Genomic DNA, 22,670 nt, shown 5'->3' with positions numbered 1-22,670 from the left:
AAACAGACGCGATTGCAACCTCGAAGCAGGATGTAATTTTGTGATATTATTGGAATCACTACGAAAAAAGACAAGAAAGTATCGTCTGGCGTGGCAAGCTGAAGCGGACCTCCACGGACGGCTCAAGAACATAGCGCACCTGCTAACCGGCAACTTCGCGAGCGCCTTCATCGGGCTGGCCGGTTTCGCGCTGACGGCGCGCGCGCTCGGCCCCGCCGACTACGGCCTCCTCGCCCTGTCCTTCGCCTATACGCGCGGCATAGAACGCTTCGTGAGCTTCCGCTCCTGGCAGCCGCTCATCAAATATGGAGCGAAGGCGCTTCAAGCCGGCGAGACCGACGACCTCAAGGCATTGTTCAAGTTCGGACTGCTGATCGATCTTACCACTGCGCTTGCGGGATGGGGCCTCGCGGTGCTGATCGTGCTGCTTGCCGGACCGTTTTTCGGCATCTCCGAAGAAATGAGCCGCTTCGTGCTGATCTACTGCGCCGTCCTGCCCTTCCAGGTGACCGGCATGCCGACGGCGGTAATGCGCTTGTACGGCCGCTTCAAGATTGTCGCCTATGGCCAGGTCGCCGCCAGCAGCCTCCGAGTGGTCCTGTGCCTTGCCGGTGTCCATCTTGGCTGGGGGCTGTTCGAGTTCATGCTGCTTTGGATGGCTTCCCAAATCTGCAGCAGCATAAACAGAACCGCCTGGGCCTTCCGGGAGCTACGCAAGCAGGGACTGAGTGGCGTGATGTGGACGCCGCTCGGCGATATCCGAACCCGTTTCCCCGGCTTCTGGAGTTTCTCGCTATGGAGCAACATGGCGCTCATCATTCAGGCCTGCGCCTTCGAATTCGACACGCTTCTCGTCGGCTATCTCGCCGACCCGGGGTCGGCCGGCCTCTACCATATCGCCAAGCGGGTGGCCAAAATCGCACAGCAGGCCGGCGAGCAGGTTCAGGCGGTACTCTACCCGGATCTTTCACGCGTATGGGCGACCAAGGGGGTCGCCGAATTCAGAAAGACCGTTAGCCAGACCGGATGGCTGCTGTTTGGCTTCGGCGTCTGCGCCCTCATCGGTGCGCATCTGACGATCGAATGGGTACTGCGCGTGACAGCAGGTGCGGGCTTCGAGGCGGCAGCCCCGCTCGTCATGGTCCAATTCGTCGCCGTCATCCTCTTTCTCTGCGGCAGAACACTCTATTCGGCGTTGCTCGCCATGGGGCACGAAAAGGTCCTGCTACGAAGCGCGCTCCTTGGGGGCCTTCTCTTCTTCTTCACGGCGATCGCCCTCATCCCGCGCTTCGGCGCGGTGGGTGCGAATGTCGCTCATATCGTGATGTCGGGGGTCTGGCTCCTCCAGATGGGCATCGCCTACCGCAGGAAACTAGCCAGCAGGGAGTAATAATGTAGCGCAGGTCGGCCCTGCATTACCGGCCTATCGCACCGTAAATAACGAGACGCGTTCAGGGCTTTCGTCGCAACGCTTCCGCGCATGCCAACAATTTTATAACTCTGAGAAAACATTGACGAACTCGTCTGCCCGGACGTAATATTAATGATCGAGCGTACCCTACTTAATTTCTTTCTTTTGCCCGAACAATTTCCACGATAGCGCCACGATGAATTACTAGAATATTTACCACCTGGCGGTGGCCTATGATTATCCTTCGGAGGAAACTCTATGCTCGTCAGTACCGAAGCATGCATTCCGATTCTTCTCTGCCCGCGAACCAAAGAAACGCTTAAGAGAACCTCTTCGGATACAGAAGATTTTCTTGAAAGCCCGACTCTGCAATATCGATTCTTGAACGGCCAGCCTATCCTAATCGATTTCTCGGATTCCGTGCTTTCTGAGGATTCGGTTTTTGCCAGTGCCGCAGGCAGTCCGATTGAGCGGAAAAAAGCAAGCGGCCTGATGACACCGATAAAACGGCTGCTGTCGCCGCAAAAAAGTACCACCCGCAATAACGTGCGCCGTTTGGTCGCCGATCTGCAACAGCTTCCCGAACCGGCGCGCGTTCTAATCGTGGGAGGCGGCACCATCGGTCAAGGGATGGCCCCCTTGTACGAGCATCCACGAGTCCAACTTTATAGTTTCGATGTGTACGGTACGGAGTTGACGCAGTTTGTGGCTGACGCCCACCATATGCCCTTGCCGGACGATTTCTTCGACGCGGTCGTCATACAGGCGGTTCTGGAGCATGTGCTGCAACCGGCTCAAGTCGTCTCTGAAATATGGCGCGTACTGCGTCCTGCCGGTCTCGTCTATGCGGAAACACCCTTCATGCAACAGGTTCACGAGGGGCCATACGATTTCACGCGGTTTACCGAAAGTGGACATCGCTATCTGTTCCGGCACTTCGCGCATGTAGCATCCGGGGCCTCGGGCGGTCCAGGGATTCAATTCATGTGGGCCGCCGATTATTTGGCACGGAGTGTTTTACGTTCAGCCACCGCCGGCAAGATCGCAAAGCTCGCCTTTTTTTGGACCCAGTATCTTGATGCGCTAATACCAGCTCCCTACGGAGCCGACGGCGCAAGCGGCGTGTATTTTTATGGGCGCAAATCACAAACAGCAATCAGCCCGAGAGACATCATAAACTACTATCAAGGCGCGCAACGCTAAAGCGTGTCGCGTTTTTTGAGGTTCAGGATTCTCAAATCACCGGGCTTGTGATTCCTTCATGACGAGGGAGATCATGGGCGGCGGCAAGCTGAATGCGCATGGGTGCCCGAGCGCCTGGCGCCGAACGGCGAGTTGACGCTGGACGACCTGTGCGTGGAGCTGGCTGACCGGGGCGTCATCGTGCACCGCTCCAATGTCGGGCGCCTCTCGGGCTGGGCCATAAAAAGCTTGCGGGCGAGCGAACATCGCCGCCCGGAGATCGCGCGAGCCCGTGAGTTGTGGACCAGGCGGCACCGGCGCTTCTTCAACAAGGCATTGGCAAGGCTGATCTTTATCGTCGAGACGTCAACCAACACGAAGCTGACCAATCGCTCGGGATGGTCACCCAGGGGCCGACACTACTGCAGCCAAGCCCCATTCGGCGCGTGGAGAACCCAGACCTTCATCGCAGGACTGAGACCGCATCGGATGATTATCAACGCCCCATGGACCACCGTATCTTCGAGACCTGGATCGAGACCCAACTTGCTCCGGCCCTGTCACAGGGCGATGTCGTCATTCTCGACAATGTCGGCTTCCATCGAAGATCGGGCGAATAGGGCGGCACGAACGACAGCCATGCGCCGCGCGCCTTGACCAGTTCCTCAGCCCGCTCGCTCGTTACGCCGACTGGTCGCAGTAGTTCATCACGCTACCGAGGACGACGGCATGGTTCAGTGACAATCTTTGCTGAACACTGGAGAGCTGGCCGTCGGTCGTGACGCCCGAGCGACAGACAAGAATAACGGAGTCGACATGTGAAGCCAGCCAGATCACGCCTTCATATTCCTCGACCGCCGGGGCGTCGACGATGACGAGGTCATAGCTATCGCGCAATTCGGCACAGAGAACATCGAGATTCATGAGGCCCGGTCGCACCGAGATGAATTCGAGGAAAGGATAGGCCGGCGACGAGGAAATCCGGCTCTTGATATCGACCGTGCCTTCGAGCGGCGTCGTAATCGCAGTCTCTTTGGTGTTGGCACCGGCCACGATTGGCGCGCTTTGCGCCGACATGTCGAGATCGATCACGATCGGCCGCAAACCATCGATTTTGGCCATCATGGCCATTCCAAGGGCAACTGTGGTCTTGCCGTCGCCACGCGCCGGCGAACACAGCATCACCGCCTTGCCCCCTGCCTCGTGGTCGATCGTGAGCCAAGCCATGCACAGTGTTCGCATGGCGGTAGCAGCCGCCGACTCCGGATTGTTCATCATATAGTGATAGAAGGCCGACGAATTCCGCAAGCGCTTGCGCATGTCGGGTACGCTGGCAAGGTTCGGACGGTTGAGCAGGTGCTCGGCATCGCGCGGCAAATACAGCCTGTTTTCAAGCGCATCCGAGATGATCACACCGACGACCGCCAACAATATCGACCCGATGCTGCCAGCGACAACCACCAGCGTGGTGTTGGGGAACGAAGGCTTCGTCGGTACTTCCGCGTAAGACGCAATCCTTGCCGTCGGCTTGTACTCCCCCCTCTCGGGATTAAGAGCACCGAGCCGTAGCACGATCTGATCGTAAACTGCCTGTTCCGACTGAAGATCGCGATCAAGCTCACGCCGGCGAATTTCGGCGAGGTTCCGCCCCTGGACCTTGTCTTGCAGCAGACCCAACTCGGCCTGAAACTGCTGGGCACGTACGCCTGCGACCTTGGCATTATTCGCCAGTTCCTGCACGAGACGCTGCGCCTCGGTTCCGATCATGGCGCGCACGGACCCTAATTCGTTCGTAGCATCAAGAACCAGCGGATGGTTCTTGCCGAATTTGGCGCCGAGCTGCGCGCGCGTGCGCTCCAGCCGCGCCTCTTCATTGCGCAGCCGGTCAAGCTGTGTCGAGGTCATTGCACCGCCAGCAATTTCCCTGCCGTCCGAGGATAGGAGTTGCTTGGCTTCGTTATACTTCGCTGCCGCGCCTGCCTCCTCGACGCGCAGCCCGACATATTGCTCGTTGAGCTGCAGCATGCGCGCCCTCAGGACGTCGTCCTGGGGATCGAAAGTAAGGTCGCTGTCGCGGGCAAAGGCGGCGATATCCCGCTCCATGCCGGCGATCCTGGCGGCACTGTTGGCCATCTCGCCGCGCAGATACGCGACTGTGTTGTTCGTCGCCTCTTCGGTCTTTCGCGCCGTCCAGGAAAGGTACTGCTCCGCGATGGCGTCGGCGATCGTGGCCGCTTTCAAGGGATTGGATTGCACCACGCGGATCGTCAATGCCAGGCTTTCGCCGGTACGGGTGACGATATAGGAGTTCAGCAGTGTCGATATGGCCCGGTTGCGCTGCACGTTCTCCGAAATGATCCGTTTCTTCTGGGCGGCCTGATCCGGGGCGCCGAAAACGAACTCATAAATATTGGCGAGGAACGACTGCAGGAACGTCTCGTGCTCGCTGCGGGTCTTGGGCAGATAGGTGTTGAAATCGGCATCATTGACGAGATTGAGCGCATCGACGACGACGCCGACGAAGACGCGCGAGCGGATCATGTCCAGCTCCGTTTCCATGACCGACCGGTCGCGCTCGAGCTTGCGCAACTCGATCTGCGCCTCGTATGGCCGAACATCATTACGGTCGAAGACAATGGCGGACGTCGCTGTATAGGAGCGTGACAGCAGCGCGGCCGTGAGAAGTGTCGCAAGCAACGCCAATCCCAGCAGCGAGCAGAAGACAATTCTATACCGCCGGAACAGCTCGAACAGATCGCGGATGCCATAGCCGCGCGGCGCCACGCGCGCCTCCCGATACTGAACCGTAGGCATTTGGCCCCGACCCGGAGGCGCTTCGACTTTGCGATCGATCGTCAGCATGAGGCCCCTAACATATACATATGATAGAAAAACGTGATTTGATAGAAATGTCTGAACTCAAAGAACGAAGGGCATACACACAGAGAGAACTCGCGGCGACAGGCAGCACCGCGCAGACAAAATACTGGCACAGAAATAACATTAAAATTTAGAAAACTATATTATACCGCCTCCGGAAGAGCAATAGTTGCTTGCCGCGAACCACAGAACACCTGACCTCCATGGCTACGGCAAACATTGTCGAGGACTTCCGGCGATTGGGCGACTTTGCAGAAACGGAGCCAGCGGCCAAGCCTAATTCGGATAGCGACCGGCAACCCGCTCCTGCGACAACCACTCCATGAACTGATCGAACCGCGTGCCTCCGCCCGTCGAGGCCGGCTCCCAGGCATCGTTCACACCCACAACGCCGCCAAATTTTTCCTCCACGCTGTCGGCCATGCCATCGCCATCCTTGTCGACATAGGCATGCGCCTCTTCTATCGCCGGGATCTCGCCCGGCGCGACCACCATTCGCCCTTCGCCACCCTTGCCTTGAGCTCCCATGTCGCTGATCCAGCGGCTATCGAGCTCATCGCGGGGAAACGCCCCGGACTGGCTGCGCACATGATCGTAGGCCTCTCCGGCTGCCAGAAGCGTATCGACCGCCAATGGGCAAGGCGGGCGGGACACGACGAATTGGTCGGTCCCCGGCGCCAGCATCTGAAGCGATTTGGGCGGCGGCGCCCATACCTCGTTGCCGCTCTCGTAGATCTGCGGCTCGCCGGCGCTTTCGACATTCTTCCAATTGATCGCGTAGGTCGTTTCTTGGGTGCTCGGCCCCGCCTTGAAATAATTCCCGACAAAGGAGATCGGCGTGCCTCCCGGATATTGTGAGAACACCTCACCCCATTCGGATCGCGCATTGAAGAACACGTTGTTTATGATCTCAATGCAGGAGCGTCCATAGTGGTTGTTGTCCGGGTTTCGGTCGTTGTTGGAAATGCAGGCATTTCGCCAGAAGGTGATGTTCTGCGGAATCCGCGGATCAGAGCCAAGCAATGCGCACTTACTGTGCTTGTTCAGCCCTTCGGCAAATATCGAGTTTGCGATGGTGACGTCCGTCGTGTTCGAATAGGTGTTGATGTTTTCGTCCGTGGCCCATGATACGGAGTTGTGATCGAAGTAGATGCGCTTGCTATCTTCTATCGTCACTCCATCGACACCCCTGACGACATTGGCCAGGGCAGGCCGAATGCGCAGATGCCGGACGATCACGTCTTGGGTTTTGCGTACGACCAGGGGTGTATGCTTCTTTTCAGCGTTCTCCTGATTGATCGTGAGCGATATTCCGCCACCTGGAGACGTTTGCCCCAGGATCGAAAGCGAGTGACTTCCTCCCCTGACCACGAGCGAGGACTTCAGGTGCACCACGCCTGACACTCGAAACACGCAGTTTCTCGGCCCAACCGCATCGACGCACGCGCGCAATGTGCCAGCACCAGTGTCTTCAAGGCTTGTCACAGGGATGATGCGGCCACCACGTCCTCCCTGCGCCATCTTGCCATGCCCTTCGGCGCCCGGAAACGCCACAGGTGGCCCCCCTTCCGCCAAAGCCGCGCCGGCCGCGAGGCTCGAGAGAAAAACGACCATCCGCAATCCACGGGATGGATCGACCATGCGCCTCGCAGCGCGTACGAAATGCCAGAAACCTGAAGAATAGTTTTTCCGCGCCGTGCGATTGCGCAGGCTCAAAATGAAACTCGTGATTGGCATGCGCCTCTCCCAAAACTTTTGCCGGCTGCGCAACAAAAGCTTGCGATCCTCGTCAGACTTTCACCAAATTTTCTCGGTTCGTCAAAAAAATCTCTTATCGAACAATCAATACAAACATATTCACCTTTATTACTCACCGTCAATTCTAATATTTTTTATAATCCAAAATGATTACACATGAAAAAAGCCAGGACCATCGAAATATTTCCAGGACATGCTACAGTGCCGCCATATTTATATTTTTTCAGGACTTATTTTCGTGTTTCAAAGAGAAATAGCGGTTGGATTTCCATTCTCCGGAGACTCCATCGGAGGAAGTCATATCTCAGCTCTCAATCTTGTCTCATCTTTTGACAGGAAGAGCATCAAGCCGGTCGTTTTCGTACATCATCCCGATCAGGCTCTCTCCAGATATCTGGACGAAAACAAGATTGATTACGTAGCGATAGAGGACATCGAGGTTCTGAACCCGCACGGCGCCGGATTTGGAAAACGCTTCATTTCTGCTCTGCGGTATTCGATTTCGATACTGAAGATCGTCAAGCTTCTCCGGCGCCATCGCATCGACATCGTGCATACCAACGATGGCGCTATCCACGCCACTTGGGCGCTTCCGACATGGCTGGCCGGTGCGAAGCTCTTATGGCACCACCGCGGTGTTCCGACCGGTAAGGCGGTCAATATACTCGCTCCCTTTCTCGCCACCTACGTCGTAACGGTCTCCAGCTTTTCACAGCCGGCGAAACCACTCCTGCCACTCAAAGGGCGCATGTCCGTTCTGCACAGCCCATTCAAGCATCCGGAGCGCACGCTCGATCGCGAGGAATGTCGGCTTGCGCTGGTTCGCGAGATCGGGTTGCCCGAGGAAACACGCCTCGTGGGATATTTCGGCACTTTCACCGAGCGCAAGAAGCCTCTTCGCTTTGTCGAAGCCGTACACGCCTTCCATCGCAACAACCCCGACTTTCCGATCGCCGGCCTCCTATTCGGAGCGCCGGATCAAACGGGGTCGAGACTGGACCTTGAGGCTATCGAACTCGCTCGCACATTGGGCATCACCGACAAGATCCGCCTCATGGGATTCCGGCAGCCCGTGGCGCCCTGCATGGCCGGGGTCGATATCCTGCTTGTTCCGGCCCTAGACGAACCATTCGGGCGGACCCTCATAGAAGCGATGATGCACGGGACCCCTGTCATCGCGACGAACCACGGCGGCAATCCGGAAGCGATAGAGAATGAGGTGACCGGATTCCTCGTCGAACCGGAAAGTCCTCAAGCCTTTGTCGCTCCCATGGAGCTCCTGCTCAAAGACCAAAGCGAATGGCAGCGCATTGGGGAGCGAGCTCGAGTTTCGGCGTTGGCGGCCTACGGCATCAAGCCGCATGTCGACGGCATCGTCAGCATCTATCAACGTATTCTCGGAAGAGAGGCGCCAGGCAACGAGCAAGATTGCGTGGACTGACCAGGAAAGGAAGCACAGCGTGAAGTTCCCCGATATCGATTTCCTGATCATCGGCGCCGCCAAGAGCGCGACCACATGGCTGCAGCAGTCGTTGCAGCAGAACCCTTCCGTCTATATGCCGGACCCCGAACTTCACTTCTTCAGCCGCAACTTCGAAAAAGGCGACGGCTGGTATCTGGAGCAGTTCGCACCGAAGGCCGAACAGACCATCGTCGGCGAAAAATCCAATTCCTACCTCGACGCGCCGGAAGCGGCCGCCCGCATCAAGAAGGCGTTGCCGCGGGCGCGGCTGATCGCGCAGCTTCGAAATCCGGTCGACCGCGCCTATTCCGACTACTGCATGCTTTATCGCCGCGGGGAAGTCGGCACCGACATCACCAGATATCTCGATCCGCGCCTGGCCAAAGGCGGTCGTTTCCTGGTCGGCGGGCTCTACTGTAGCCAACTCGAAGCCTATCTCGATCTGTTTCCGGCCGAGAACCTGCAGGTTCTGCTCTATGAGCACATGCGCCAGAACCCGCAGGCGCATCTCGATGCGGTCAGAGACTTCCTGCAACTGCCCTCACCGCTGAAGCCGGTGGTCAACAAGGTCAAGGACAAGACCGTGCCGGTGGTGCCGCCGACCCTGCGCAAGCTTCTTCAGCCGTTGAAGCCCATCGCCGCACCGTTCCGCGGCAATCCCATCGTCAAGGGCCTGCGCTCCTTGGTCGCCCGCGAACTCGACTACGTGCCGCTGTCGACGGACCTGCGCAACCGGATGATCGAATTCTACGCGCCGGAAACCGAAAGGCTGGGCGCGCTTTTGAAGCAGGACCTTTCGGGCTGGCTGCATCAGGCCGCCGGCGGCGCGCGGCCAGCGGCCTGATGCTGGCTTAGTTCGCGGCCGGCCGCTCAAATCGCAGGCCGAGAACGAGCGGCACCGCGACCAGATAGACGGCGACGACCGACAGCCAGATAGCGCCTGGCCATTCCTGCCTGAAGACGAAATAGAAGCTCGAAAACGCGAGCGGGCTGGCGATCGATGCCAGGCTCACCGCCGAGGCCAGCACGCCCTGAAACTGGCCTTGCTGGGTCTCATCGACCTGCCGGGTCGCCAGCGACTGCAAGGCCGGCGCGCCAATGCCACCAAGAACGAAAACCGGCATGATGGCGAAGATCATCCAGCCTTCCGTCGCAAATGCCATGACGACCAATCCGATGCACGCGCCGGCGACGCCGGTCAGGATCGTCGCACGCTCGCCGAGCCTTTTGACCGCCGGGCCGGGAAGGAAGGCCTGGGCAAGGGCCTGGCAAACGCCGAAGGCGCCGAGCGAAAGACCGATCCAGAACCCGTTCCAGTGAAAGGCGTCGCTGCCCCACAGCGCCCAGCAGGTGCTGTAGGCCTCCCCGGTCGCGCTGAAGGTGATGAACAAAACGACGATCGGCATCAAGCCCTTCGAGGAGAAGGCCCAACCGAGCGGGCGGAGCGGATTGAGCGCAGCCAGGTCGATCCTCTTTTCGCCGGGAACGCGTGGTTCCGGCAGGACGAAGAACGCCAGCAGCAGATTGCAGGCGTTCAGAACGGCGGCCGCGATGAAAGGCAGCCGCAGGCCATGATCGCCAAGCACGCCCCCGAGCACGGGACCGACGATGAAGCCGATGCCGAACATGGCGTTGAACAGGCCGAAGCGGCGCGCGCGCTTATCCTCGGGCGAGATGTCGGTGATGTAGGCGGTCGCGACGGCCAGATTGGCGCTCGTCAGGCCGGCGACCGCGCGACCCGCAAGAAGCATCCAGAGGTTGGAGGCAAAGGCCAGAAACAGGTAGTTGACGGCGGCTCCGCCAAGAGAAAGCAGCAAGACGGGCCGTCGGCCGAGGCGGTCGCTGAGTGCGCCGAGCACCGGTGCAAACAGGAACTGCATCACCGCATAGAGGGCGGTCATCGTGCCAATCAGCGGCGCGACATCCTGCGTCTGCGTGACCTCCTTCAGCAGCGACGGCAGGATGGGAAAGATCAACCCGATGCCGACGGCATCGAGAATAATGGCGGCAAAAATGACGATAAGTGGTCTGTTCATGGTGAAGGGTGTGGTCATGGCACGCTCCGGTAGACGCGAGCGTGCGGCACCGCCAGGCGCCAATGGCTCGCGAGCAGGGGCTGACGAAGTGTCAGATATCTGGTTTCTGGGAGACGCTGGCCGATCCGCGCCCAAATAGGCGAAGATGGCATGTGCTCGACCGCCTGGACGCCAATTCGTCCACCTGTTTACTCCGCCACTGAGCGGATCAAGGGAAGCGGCCGCTTTTCGCGACGCGCAATATTTACGTCAGATGGCCGCGCGCCGCAATCCCTGCTCCCGCGTGAATCAATAACATGAGATTTAAACTCCACTATTGCGCTTGGCTTTGTGGCCCGCTATCCCTTGCCCGGCGTCGGATACCGGCGCGGGGATGGCAGGGGCGACTTCAATCCGATGAAAAGCCGTGATGACAAGCTGGCTTTGATCTTCATGCGCGAGCGTGCGGGTCTTTCACGCTACCTGTCGTCGCGCGCCGGCTCGGCCGAAGATGGCGAGGACCTGGCGCAGGAGGCCTGGATCCGCTTTTCGCGCAATGGTGCCGCCGCATTGAAAGCACCCGTCCCCTATCTGCGCCGCATCGTGCGCAATCTTGCGATCGACCACAGCCGCGCGTCCGCACGCCGGCGGCTGACGTCGCTGGAGATCGAGGAGCTGCTGGCGCTGCCGGACGAGAAGCCCGGTCCCGAGCAGGCGCACAACGCCAGAAGCGAACTTCTGCGGTTGGCCGAGATCCTTGCGGAGCTGCCGGAGCGTCGTCGGGCAATCCTGGTCGCGGCCCGGCTGGACGAGAAGCCGCATCGCGAAATCGCCGACGCGCATGGCGTTTCCACGCGCACGGTGGAGCTGGAAATTCGCGCGGCAATCGAATACTGCTCCCGCAGGTTGAGCGAAATCGGACCGGCTACCGACAAAAATAGACGGTGAATTTCGGTCTTAGACGTCTTCAATCGTTTATTGTCCTATATGTCGGCGTCACCGGAAGCCTGATCCATGCACATTGAGGATTCGCAAGAAGCGGAAAGACTGAAGCGCGAGGCGATCGCGTGGGTCGTGCGCATCACGTCCGGCACCGCCACCGAGGAAGATGCCGCGCGCCTGGCGCTCTGGCGTGCCGAATGCGCAGCCCATGAAGACGCCTATCGCGAAGCGGTCCGCCTCTGGAAGATCAGCGGCCCGGCGCTTCACGCTGGTCAGGCCCGGTCACACTCGGCAATCTCTCGCCGCCGCTTTCTCGGTGCCACCGCGGCCGGCGCTTCCGTCGCCGCCGGCGCCTCGTTTGCCTCCTATCTCGGCCTGCTTCCGTCGATGAACGCGGTGCTCGCGGACTACGCGACCGCAAGGGGCCAGCAACGCCAGGTCAAACTCGAAGACGGATCCACGGTCGACCTCGACGGGGGATCGAGCCTTTCCGTCGCCTTTTCCGCCAATGCCCGGTCGGCAACCCTTCACGAAGGGGCAGCTCTCTTCACCGTTGCGCATGACCCGTCGCGCCCGTTTGCTGTCGCAGCCGCGCAGGGGCGGACGGTGGCGCTCGGCACCACCTTCGCCGTTCGCCATGGCGCTGGCGACGTCGAAGTCGAATGTCTTGAAGGCAAGATCAAGGTAGCGTGCGTCAACGAAGCCCGGCTCTCGGCCGGCGACAGCGTATTCTATTCGGGCCAAGGCCTCGGCGCGATCTCCCCCGGAAGCCCCGATGAAATGGCAGCCTGGAGGCGCGGGCTTCTGGTCTTCCGCGATCGGTCGCTCAACGACGTCGTGCTCGACATCAACCGCCACCGCAAGGGGCGTGTCGTCATCGCCCGCAACCATCTCGGCGCCCGACGCGTTTCCGGCGTGTTTCACCTCGATCGGCCCGACGAAATCCTGGCCCATCTCGAAGCGACGCTGCAGCTCTCCGCGCGCCCGGTCGGCGGCGGCGTCGTGCTGCTCTACTGAACCCGCACGCCGCAACGGCACTAAAAAAATCTGGAAAATCATTTCGGTCCCGCGAAGCGGAGTCGTTCTTGTCATCGAAGGCACGCAATTGGCGTGGCGATCTGAGACAGGGTTCGGGGACATGATGAACGGAATTGGGCAGCAGCGCTCGGCGAAGGCTGCAATCAAGAGAATGCTGGCAACGACAGCATTCCTCGCGCTGGCAAGCGTGACGGCCCCGGCAGCGGCGCAGCAACCGAACCCTTCTTACTCCATCGGCAGTGGCTCCCTCGATACTGCCCTTTCGCGCTTTGGCGCGACCAGCGGCGTTCAGGTGCTCTACAGCGCGGCGATCACCAAGGGCAGAACATCAAGCGGCGCAAGCGGCGCCCTGTCGCCGGATGCGGCCCTCGCCCGGATCCTCGCGGGCACCGGGCTCACCTACCGCTTCACCGGTCCGAAATCGGTGACGATCTCCGATCCGGCTACCCCTGCCGGCACGGAAGTCGACGCCAATGGCGCCACCAAGCTGCAGACCATCGTCGCAACCGGCGAGGCCGGCGAAAACAGCTATGTCGTTGCCGACAGCAGCACGGGAACCAAGACCGATGCGCCGTTGATCGAGATCCCGCAGTCGATCTCCGTCATCGGCCGCAAGCAGATCGAAGCGCAGAATGCGCAATCGGTCACTGAAATTCTCCGCTACGTGCCCGGCGTGACGATCGAGACCTATGGGCCTGATCCGAAGGGATACGACTGGATCATGATGCGTGGCTTCAACGCCCAATCGACCAGTTCCTACAAGGATGGCCTGCGGCAGCTGTCGAGTGGCTATACCTTCTTCCGCACGGATCCCTACCAGCTTGAAACCGTCGAGGTGCTGCGCGGCCCCTCCTCCTCACTCTACGGGCAGAGCGACGCGGGCGGCATCGTCAACCGCGTCTCGAAGAAGCCGACGGCGGACCGACGCAACGAGGTCGAGGTCGAGTATGGCAGCTTCAGCCGCCTGCAGGGCGCCTTCGACCTGTCCGGACCGATCGGAGAGGATCCGTCGCTGCTCTATCGGGTGATCGGCGTCGCCCGCAACAGCGACACGCAATTCACTTACGGCAACGGCACCGATATCGGCGACGACCGGCTGTTGCTTGCGCCATCGCTGACCTTCGCGCCGGATGCCGAAACGTCCCTGACCATCAGCGGCGATCTGCTTCAGGACAAGAGCGGCGGCAGCGCCATCCGCTATACGCCGACGGGCGTTCTGATCGGAGAGCCGACCTTCAACCGAAGCGAACAGATCCAGAAGACGATCGGCTACGAATTCGAACATCGGCTGAACGAGACCTGGACGGTCAGACAGAACCTGCGCTACGGCCACGTCAACTTCCTGCTCGATAACCTGCTGATTTCCGGCCCGGCCCCGGGCGGTGGGATCGCCCGCGTGGCGCGTCGTTTCGACGAGAGCTTCGACGGCCTGGCGATCGACAACCAGGCGCAAGCCGAGTTCGATACCGGTTCGATCGGCCATGACCTGCTCCTCGGCCTCGACTATGCCTGGTCGAGGTCCGACGTGCGGCACTACACCGGACCGGCTCCGGCGCTGGACCCGCAAAATCCGGTCTATGGCGTTCCCGTTACGCCGCCCGGCACTCCGCTCCAGAGCTACAAGGAACGCTACCAGCAGATCGGCGTCTATGCACAGGACCAGATCAGCCTGACCGACAGCCTGATCGCGACCCTTGGCGGCCGCTACGACTGGCTGGACCTCGACAATTCGAACCGGATCTCGGGGAAGAGGACGGAGATCGACGTCGGGCATTTCTCCGGTCGTGCCGGCCTGACCTACCTGACCGAGTGGGGCGTGGCACCCTATGTCAGCTTCTCCCAATCCTTCGTGCCGAACTCGGGTGTCTCTTTCGAGGGCAACACCTTCGACCCGTCCGAAGGGCGCCAATGGGAGATCGGCGTCAAGTATGAACCGACCGCGTTTGACGGCCTGTTCACGCTCGCCTACTTCGATATCGTCAAATCCAATGTGCTCACGCCCGACACGCAGCCGGGCCACACTGGCTCGTTCGTCGCAACCGGCGAAGTGCAGTCGCGCGGCATAGAGCTCGAGGGCAAGTTCAGCATCGCCAGCGGCTGGGATTTCACCGGTTCCTACACCTGGACGGATGCGGAAATCACGAAGGACAACAGCGGCAACATCGGCCGCCGCCCGGCGCTTGTGCCCGAACACCAGGCCTCTGCCTGGATCAACTACACGGTCACCGGCGGCACGCTCGAAGGGCTTTCGCTCGGCGGCGGCGCACGTTTCGTCGGATCGAGCTTCGGCAACAACGCCAATACGCTTGCCGTCGACGGCCGTACGGTCTTCGACCTCGGCGCGAGCTACAAGGTGACCGAAAACGCCACCGTCTCCCTCAACGCCACCAACGTCTTCGACAAGAAGTACTACACGACCTGCAACCCCGCCACCTCCTGCTACGAGGGTGACCGACGCAGCGTCATCGGCCGGTTGAAGATCGGCTTCTAGGACGAGAGAAAATGCTCACCCGTCGTCGCCTTCTCGCCGCAACACCGTTGGCGCTTGCCGCCTTCGCCGCTCCCTTCCGGGCGTCGGCGAGCGGCAATCCCAGACGCATCGCGGCCATCGACTGGGCGGCCGCGGAGGCGCTGGTGGCGCTCGGCGCAACACCGGTCGCCGTATCGGACACGCAATACTTTCGCCAACGCATGCCGGTTTCCTTGCCGGAGAGCGTCGCCGATATCGGTCCATTCTGGGAGATCAACCTCGAACGCCTCGCAGCGATCGCACCCGACGCGATCCTCGCAAACAGCTCGAGCCTGACCATGACACCTGCGATCGGCGAGATCGCGCCGGTGGAGCAGGTTCCCGACCGGGCCGAGGAGGGCAGGCGCTTCGAGCTGGCCGTTGCGATCATAACGCACGCAGCCGGGGTTGCCGGCGTGCCACAAGCCGATGTCGACGCCTGTCTTGCCGATGTCGAGGCGCGGCTTGCCGTGCAGCGCCAGCGGCTTGGCGACACGCGCCGGCCGATCCTCGTCCTGTTGCCGGACCAGAATGGACGTCGCACCATGGTCTATGGCGACGGCAGCCTGCCCGACGCGGTCCTGAAGAAACTGGGGCTCGCCAACGCATGGACCGGCCCGGTCAACGCCAATGGTCTTGCGCAGGTCGGCCTCGACGCGCTGATGCCGCTTGACGGCGCGACCTTCGTTCAGGTCGAGATCCCGACGCTTAAGGTACGAACGGCCCGATCGCTGGCACGAAGCGCCCTCTGGCAGAGGCTGGAACCAATCCGCGCCGCGCGAAGCGTGACCATACCGCAGTTCCATCCCTTTGGCGGATTGCCCTCGGTCATCCATTTCGCCGAAACGCTCGTTCCTGCCCTTGAGGGGTTGCCGGCATGACGCATGCATCCACGATCCCGACGCGCGCCGCCTTTTCCGGCGCCAGCATCTGCGTTGCCGCGCTGGCAATCGCTGCGTTCGGGCTCGCCCTTGCCAATCTGCAGGCGGCTGCCGGGCCGCCCGGTTGGCTTCAAATTCTCCTGGCGCCCGATCTTGCCGATCCCCGCCAGGCGGTCGCCTATCTCAGCGTGCTGCCACGGGTCCTCCTTGCCCTCGTCGCCGGCCTGGCGCTTGGCTTCGCCGGCTCGGTCTTCCAGACGGTGCTGCGCAATCCGCTTGCCGAACCCGGCTTGCTTGGAGTGACCTCGGGCGCGCAACTCGCGCTCGCCGCATCGCTGCTCTATGCACCGGCGCTTTGGATCAACGGCTACGAGCTGATGGCTCTTGGCGGCGGCATCGCCGTCTTCGCCATCGTCGCGCTCGCCGCGGCCGGTCGTGGCGCGTCCGCGCCCGCCTTCGTCCTGACCGGCGTCGTGATCAGCCTCTACTGCAACGCCGTCTACGGCCTGCTCATCCTCTTCCATCATGACTTCCTGAGCGATCTGTTGAGCTGGCAGGCGGGATCGCTGCAACAGAGCGGCTGGCAATCGATAGCCAGGCTGACGGCTCAAGTCGGCACTGTCGGGTTGCTCATGCTCCTGCTGCTGCGGCCCCTGCGCCTCCTGTCGCTCGGCGACGGGCCGGCCCGCAGCCTTGGGCTCTCCCCGGCCTTCGTCAAGGTGTCGCTGCTCGGGCTCGCGTCCGCGCTCGCCGCGATCGTGACGGCCGAAATCGGGATCGTCGGCTTCATCGGCCTTGCAGCACCAGCGCTGGCACGCCGTCTGTGGCCGCGGCGGTCCCACAATCCACTTCCGGCCGCCTTCGTCGGCGCGATCCTGCTGCTCTTCATCGACCAGACGCTCGCTCGTCTCGCACCCTATGCCGGTGACATTCCGGCCGGCGCCGCCGCCGGTCTCTTTACCGGTCCGCTGCTTGCGCTGCTCGCCGTGACCGGGCGTCAGGCGGAACGTCCGCGAACGGACCGCACACCGCTGCCCGCGCGCCGGCTGAACCGGCCAAAGCTCGGCCTGGCCTTGCTTCTCGTCCTCCTGCTGCTCGCCGCGGCGCTTTCGGTCCTGACCGGCGTCAGCGACCACGGATGGCAGGTGCTTTCGCCTGCGGACCCTGCCGTACCGTGGCATTGGCGGCTTCCGCGACTGCTCGGCGCGGCGGGCGCAGGCACATGCCTTGCCGTCGCCGGCCTGCTTCTGCAGCGTGCCTTGCGCAATCCTCTCGCCAGCCCCGATCTACTCGGGATCGGCCACGGCGCCGGTCTTGGATTGATCATAGCCTTCATGATCGTGCCGGCGGGCGCGGTCTGGTCCAAGCTTGCGGTTTCGGCGATCGGCGCCGCCGTGGTGCTTGCGCTTGTCGCAGTGCTCGCGCGGCGCGCATCGTTCCAGCCGGAAAGAACGTTGCTCGTCGGCGTCGGGCTCGGCAGCATGGTCCACGCGCTGCTGGTCCTGTTTCTCGCAAGCGGCGGCCCGAACGGCGCAGCCCTCCTCAGCTGGTTCTCCGGATCGATCGGCGCAGTCCGTCTTGGCGACGCGGCCATGGTCTGCATCGTCGCTCTTTTCGCGACGGCGGCTGCTTTCGTTCTGGGCCGCTGGCTCGCCGCACTACCGCTTGGCGATACAACGGTCTCGGCGATCGGGATACCGGTCCGTGCTGCACGAACCACCTTGTTCTTCGTCGCCGCCATCGCCGTCGCCGCGGCAACGATGATCGTCGGTCCGGTCAGCTTCGTCGGCCTCATGGTTCCCCACCTCGTCGCCCAGGTCGGGTTCCGTCGAGAACGCGATCTCGTGCTCGCCTGCGCTTTGGTTGGGGCTTCCTTCCTCGTCGGAGCGGACTGGATCGGGCGCAACCTCGCGTGGCCGTGGCCGATGGCGCCGGGACTGATCTCCGCGCTGCTCGGCGGACCGATCTTCCTCTGGCTGATCTGGCGAGGTCGCGCCCTATGAAGCCCGGCTCGAACACTTTATCCGATCAATCGAACGAGTACGGCCCGATCGTGGCCCGTCAGCAGACATTGCAGGAGCCCCGATGACGGACGCCAGACCTCTCTTTTCGCTGCGTGACGCCAGTTTTGCCGTCGGCGACCGGCTGCTCGTGCAACCGACGAACCTGGAGATCGCCAGGGGCGAAATGCTGGCGCTCGTCGGACACAACGGCTCGGGCAAGTCGACGCTGCTGAAGATGCTGGCCCGGCAGCAGGCGCCGTCATCCGGCACGATCGCGTTCGACGGCAAACCGCTCGACGCCTGGTCCAGCCGCGACTTTGCCCGTCGTCTTGCCTATCTGCCGCAGCAGATCCCGGCGGCTCCGGCCATGACGGTGCGGGAATTGGCGGCCATGGGGCGCTACCCCTGGCACGGCGCGCTAGGCCGGTTCGGGCGCGACGACCGGGAGAGCGTTGAACGCGCCCTGGATCGCACGAACATGCTGCCGCTTGCCGACCGGCTGGTGGACACGCTGTCCGGCGGCGAACGCCAGCGCGCCTGGCTCGCCATGCTGCTCGCGCAGAATGCGGCATGCCTCCTGCTCGACGAACCCACGGCCGCCCTCGACATCGCACACCAGATCGAGGTGCTTTCGCTGGTGCGAACGCTGTCACGCGCGAACGGACTGACGGTCATTCTCGTGCTGCACGACATCAACATGGCCAGCCGCTTCTCAGACCAGATCGTTGCGCTTCATTCCGGCCGCCTTATCGCCAACGGCCGGCCAAGCCGGATCATGGAAAAGACGACGCTCGAACATATCTACGGGGTGCAGATGGACATCATTCCTCACCCCTCGGCCGATCGTGTCATTGCCGTGCCATGTTGATGGAAGGCAGGCGCTCGGTTCCGATTTTAGGGGCCTGAACGTAGCGCTTTCCTGGCTTGGCTCGGCTGCCCTTCAAGCGACCTGGGCGTCTGGCCCCGGGTCCTTGGCCAGAACAACCGTATTTCTGCCCAGGCGCTTGGCTTCATACAACGCGTCGTCCGCCTTCTGCAGCAGTCGCTCGAGCGTCGTCTCGGCAGCGATTGCCGACGCGGCCCCGAGGCTGGCGGTCACGCAGCCGTCGCCCAGACCCCGATGCGTGATCCGCAGCCCCTCGATCGCCGTCCGGATCCGCTCTGCCATCGCCAAAGCCTGCAGCGGTTCACGGCCGACGGCCAGCACCAGGAGTTCCTCTCCGCCGAAACGGAAGACGAAGGCGGCCTCGTCGACCGTTGCACGGATACACTGCGAGACCGCGCGGATGCAGGCGTCGCCTTCGATATGGCCGTGAACGTCGTTGAACCGCTTGAAGTGATCGATATCGAGCAGGATCGCTGAAATCGCGGTCTGCCCGGGCGCATCGTTCCAAAGCATGCCGCCGATCCGCACCAGCGAGCGGCGGTTCAATAGACCCGTCAGTTCATCCCGTTCGGCGTTGCGTTCGAGCTGCTGGCAAAGGAGGCTGCCTCTCAGCTGATTGAGAAAATTCTGCCGGTCCTTCTGCTCCAGAAAATAGGCGCTCACCGCCAGGAAGATCGACAGCGTCAGATAGAAGGTGATGATGCCGGAATAGGTGACGTCGTCAAAGGCGCCGGTCAGATGCGTCGTGGTGAAATGCGACGCGCACATCAGCGCAAGCCCGGAAACGACGGCAACGAAACGGGGGCGCAACGCTATGACGAAGAACAGAAAGGCGGCAGAATTGCCGTTCTGGTAGACGAAGAGATAGGGGCTGGTGCTCTGCGTGGCGACCGCCATCGGCAGGGTCACGCCGAGCACGGCAATCGCCACCGCCAGACCGTCGTAGAGGCGGGCATTCGGCCAGCGGCGTACCGCCAGGATGCACACGATGACGAAGGGCGTGAACACCAGGAAACGCACGGTAAACAGCGCTGAGAAGACATCCGGCAGCATCGTGTGATCGCCGAAATAGACGAGATCGTAGATGAAGATGCCGATCACGCCCCAGATTGCGGCAAGCCGAACCCGCTCCGCCGCATAATCCTTGCAGAAGAGTTCTTCGATTTCAGGCGAAAAATGCAGGTAGCGGAAGCCGCGCGCGATCTGGCTTTCTACCTGGTCTAGCGTCACAACGCCCATCGCCAATTTCCCGAGCTGCGGAAAGACTGAAGCAGGCTGGCAGAGAAAACTGAATATTCGTCTAAAGTTAGATCGGTTTGCGGCGCTGCCTTGCACGGGCGCGACCGCAGGGGACATCAATCCTCGGGAACCTTGATCAGCACAGTCTCGGCGGCATCGATCGGCCTGCCATCCTGCGTGCGGATATCGAGCCTCACGGGCAGCCCCGTTTCCTTCTCCACCAGCAGCGAATGCTCCTCTCCGGGCTCAAACAGGTGCCTTTCGCCGAACTGTCGCAGGGCGACCATGACCGGAAACAGGTCGCGGCCCATCGGCGTCAACTGATACTCGACCCGCGCCTTCGCCTCGCCGACCGGAACCGTTTCGAGAATGCCGCGATCGACGAGCGTTCTCAGGCGATCCGTCAGGATATTCTTGGCAATGCCGAGGCTCTTCTGAAAATCGCTGAAGCGCCGGATGTCATCGAAGGCATCGCGCACGATCAATAGCGACCACCAGTCCCCGATGGCATCCAGTGACCGGGCACTCGGGCAATAGTCTCCCTTCAGCCGTCTGCGGGCCACCATGCATGCTCTCCTCTCGCGTCCAACGGAATTTTGGTTGCATTATGAAACCAAAATGATACGCATTGTTTGGTTTCATTATTAAACCGAAATAAGGAGCAAGTCCAATGGATGGTAGAATTGCTGCGGCCCCGGCGGGTGCCGCAAACGACGCCGCGTGCCCGATTGAAGGCGCTGACCCGACTTCGCCGCTGACGCGCCCGATGATGACGCTCTTTGCCTTCGCCGCCGGCCTTGCGGTCGCCAATGCCTACTTCGCCCACCCCCTGCTCGACGTCATGGCCGCCGATCTCGATCTGTCGGAGACCAGCGCCGGCCTGATCGTCGGCGCGACCCAGTTCGGCTATGCGCTCGGCCTGATCCTGCTTGTTCCCCTCGGCGACCTTTTCGATCGCCGCCAGATCATCATCGTCCAGTCGCTGCTGTCGGTCGGGGCCCTCGGCCTCGTCGCACTTTCGGCCAATGTCGAGATGCTGATGGTTTCAATCGCCGCCGTCGGCCTGCTGGCAGTCCTCACGCAGGCGCTGGTGGCCTATGCGGCCAGCCTCTCTCATCAGGCGGAAAGGGGAAGGGTGGTGGGATTCGTCACCAGCGGCATCGTCATCGGCATACTCTCCGCGCGCGCCGTTGCCGGTCTTCTGACAGATTTGGCCGGCTGGCGGTCCGTCTATCTCGTGTCGGCTGGTCTTACACTGCTGATCGCGCTGTTGCTTTACAGGCTGCTGCCGCATCAGCGGCGCGAAACGAGCAGGCTCAGCTATTCCCGCCTCGTCGCCTCCACCTTCACGCTGATCGGCCAAGAGCCGGTCCTGCGTATCCGCGGTGTGATCGCCATGCTGATCTTCGCCAACGTGACGACGCTATTGACCCCGCTCGTCCTGCCGCTGAGCGCGCCGCCCTTTTTCCTGTCGCATACGGAGGTCGGCCTCTTTGGGCTGGCGGGCATCGCCGGTGCACTCGCCGCGTCGCGCGCCGGGCGCTGGGCCGATCTTGGCTTTGGCCAGAGGACGACGGGGATATCGCTGGCGCTGATGCTCGCCGCCTGGCTCCCAATCTCCCTGCTGGACCACTCGCTGCTGTGGCTTGTCGCCGGCGTGCTCGTCCTCGACTTTGGGCTCCAGGCCGTGCACGTGACCAACCAGGCCCTGATCTATCGTATTCGCCCGGAAGCGCAGAACCGGCTCACCGCCGCCTACATGCTCTTTTATTCGCTCGGCAGCGCGATCGGATCGTCGTTTTCCACCGTCGCCTACGCCTATGCGGGATGGCAAGGCGTCTGCCTGATGGGCGCCTCACTTAGCCTTGCAACCCTGCTCTTCTGGCTGGCGACAAGGCCCTCGGGTTCGCAAGACGGCACAATGTTGAACGGCTAGCTGATGGGGCCTGCTTTGCGCTGGCCGCCCTCCCAAAGGGCGGCCGCGCTTCAGGCAGCCAGCGCGCCGGCCCCCAACCGCCGGGCATCATAGGCCTCCGCTCTGCGGAAGCATCCCCGAAACCGGGCGTTACGGTGCCTGAGCGTCATCTATCGTGGATCGAGGCCACGTCAGACGCCGAAAACATGTCAGACAACAATGTAGCGGCGGAACGTGCCGCTCCACAAATGGCGGCGATTGTCGTGTCTTCGGTAACTGCGATCCTGCCGCTGGATCGGCGCCGTCCCCAGTGGGAACATCGGGCCCGGGGCCTGTGCGCTAGGCCGCGTCGCGCGCCACTAACGCGGCGTTCATCCCGGGAATTTCGGTAATAGAGACAGCTTTAGGCCTTTGCCTTGTTGCCCTGGAACGTCAAAAGCCCGCCGGATTTCTCTCGGCGGGCTTTTTTTTGATTTGGTTGCGGGGGCAGGATTTGAACCTGCGGCCTTCAGGTTATGAGCCTGACGAGCTACCGGGCTGCTCCACCCC

General features: G+C 61.7%; 16 protein-coding genes. 11 read left to right on the top strand and 5 right to left on the bottom strand.

From position 1 onward, the window contains the following. The first annotated feature begins 40 nt into the window (after window positions 1–40). Both C1A35_RS21025 and C1A35_RS21020 read left to right on the top strand, forming a co-directional pair. Entirely contained in the window at window positions 41–1,390 is a 1,350-nt protein-coding gene (locus C1A35_RS21025; RefSeq protein WP_234822935.1) for a lipopolysaccharide biosynthesis protein, read from the top strand. 279 nt (window positions 1,391–1,669) lie between these two features. Next, window positions 1,670–2,614, top strand: a complete 945-nt coding sequence (locus C1A35_RS21020) for a class I SAM-dependent methyltransferase (protein ID WP_104666207.1) — start codon at window positions 1,670–1,672, stop codon at window positions 2,612–2,614. A gap of 660 nt (window positions 2,615–3,274) precedes the next feature. On the opposite strand, the gene C1A35_RS21010 is transcribed toward C1A35_RS21020, so the two are convergent. Then, window positions 3,275–5,455 carry a GumC family protein gene (locus tag C1A35_RS21010; protein WP_104666206.1) on the bottom strand — a complete coding sequence of 727 codons (2,181 nt, stop codon included), beginning with the start codon at window positions 5,453–5,455 and terminating at the stop codon, window positions 3,275–3,277. A 294-nt stretch (window positions 5,456–5,749) separates the two neighbouring features. Next, window positions 5,750–7,210, bottom strand: a complete 1,461-nt coding sequence (locus C1A35_RS21005; RefSeq protein ID WP_158665114.1) for a pectate lyase family protein — start codon at window positions 7,208–7,210, stop codon at window positions 5,750–5,752. Window positions 7,211–7,469: 259 nt separating this feature from the next. Between C1A35_RS21005 and C1A35_RS21000 the strand changes: the two genes are divergently transcribed. Continuing rightward, a complete protein-coding gene (locus C1A35_RS21000) occupies window positions 7,470–8,672 on the top strand; it encodes a glycosyltransferase family 4 protein (RefSeq protein WP_158665113.1) in 1,203 nt (400 codons plus the stop codon). A 19-nt stretch (window positions 8,673–8,691) separates the two neighbouring features. Further along, window positions 8,692–9,537, top strand: coding sequence for a sulfotransferase family protein (locus C1A35_RS20995; protein WP_234822933.1), 846 nt, complete (start codon window positions 8,692–8,694; stop codon window positions 9,535–9,537). A gap of 7 nt (window positions 9,538–9,544) precedes the next feature. Here C1A35_RS20995 and C1A35_RS20990 read toward each other — a convergent pair whose 3' ends face one another. Further along, the gene (locus C1A35_RS20990) at window positions 9,545–10,729 is read right to left on the bottom strand and encodes a TCR/Tet family MFS transporter (protein WP_104666435.1); all 1,185 of its coding nucleotides are present in this window, start codon (window positions 10,727–10,729) and stop codon (window positions 9,545–9,547) included. Window positions 10,730–11,125: 396 nt separating this feature from the next. Here C1A35_RS20990 and C1A35_RS20985 point away from each other — a divergent pair, with 396 nt between their 5' ends. From C1A35_RS20985 to C1A35_RS20960, 6 genes are all read left to right on the top strand, one after another. Next, window positions 11,126–11,656, top strand: a complete 531-nt coding sequence (locus tag C1A35_RS20985) for an RNA polymerase sigma factor (RefSeq protein ID WP_104666434.1) — start codon at window positions 11,126–11,128, stop codon at window positions 11,654–11,656. Between the two features lie 66 nt (window positions 11,657–11,722). Continuing rightward, window positions 11,723–12,667 (top strand): FecR family protein, encoded by a 945-nt coding sequence (locus C1A35_RS20980; RefSeq protein WP_104666202.1) that lies wholly within the window; start codon window positions 11,723–11,725, stop codon window positions 12,665–12,667. A gap of 121 nt (window positions 12,668–12,788) precedes the next feature. After that, entirely contained in the window at window positions 12,789–15,179 is a 2,391-nt protein-coding gene (locus C1A35_RS20975; protein ID WP_104666201.1) for a TonB-dependent siderophore receptor, read from the top strand. Window positions 15,180–15,190: 11 nt separating this feature from the next. Further along, window positions 15,191–16,078, top strand: coding sequence for an ABC transporter substrate-binding protein (locus tag C1A35_RS20970; protein ID WP_104666200.1), 888 nt, complete (start codon window positions 15,191–15,193; stop codon window positions 16,076–16,078). After that, window positions 16,075–18,081, top strand: a complete 2,007-nt coding sequence (gene fhuB / locus C1A35_RS20965; RefSeq protein ID WP_104666199.1) for a Fe(3+)-hydroxamate ABC transporter permease FhuB — start codon at window positions 16,075–16,077, stop codon at window positions 18,079–18,081. Before C1A35_RS20970 ends, fhuB begins: the two co-directional genes overlap by 4 nt. An 82-nt stretch (window positions 18,082–18,163) precedes the next feature. After that, entirely contained in the window at window positions 18,164–18,949 is a 786-nt protein-coding gene (locus C1A35_RS20960; protein WP_104666198.1) for an ATP-binding cassette domain-containing protein, read from the top strand. A gap of 72 nt (window positions 18,950–19,021) precedes the next feature. On the opposite strand, the gene C1A35_RS20955 is transcribed toward C1A35_RS20960, so the two are convergent. After that, a complete protein-coding gene (locus C1A35_RS20955) occupies window positions 19,022–20,206 on the bottom strand; it encodes a GGDEF domain-containing protein (RefSeq protein ID WP_104666197.1) in 1,185 nt (394 codons plus the stop codon). A gap of 116 nt (window positions 20,207–20,322) precedes the next feature. After that, complete coding sequence (locus C1A35_RS20950; protein WP_104666196.1) at window positions 20,323–20,772, bottom strand: winged helix-turn-helix transcriptional regulator; 450 nt, start codon at window positions 20,770–20,772, stop codon at window positions 20,323–20,325. Between the two features lie 104 nt (window positions 20,773–20,876). Here C1A35_RS20950 and C1A35_RS20945 point away from each other — a divergent pair, with 104 nt between their 5' ends. Continuing rightward, window positions 20,877–22,142, top strand: a complete 1,266-nt coding sequence (locus C1A35_RS20945) for an MFS transporter (RefSeq protein WP_104666195.1) — start codon at window positions 20,877–20,879, stop codon at window positions 22,140–22,142. Window positions 22,143–22,670 lie beyond the last annotated feature (528 nt).

Origin of the sequence: Ensifer adhaerens, assembly GCF_002940685.1 — a bacterium.
GTDB classification, from domain to species: Bacteria; Pseudomonadota; Alphaproteobacteria; order Rhizobiales; family Rhizobiaceae; genus Ensifer; species Ensifer adhaerens_E.
This window is presented reverse-complemented; position numbering and strand designations above follow the sequence as displayed.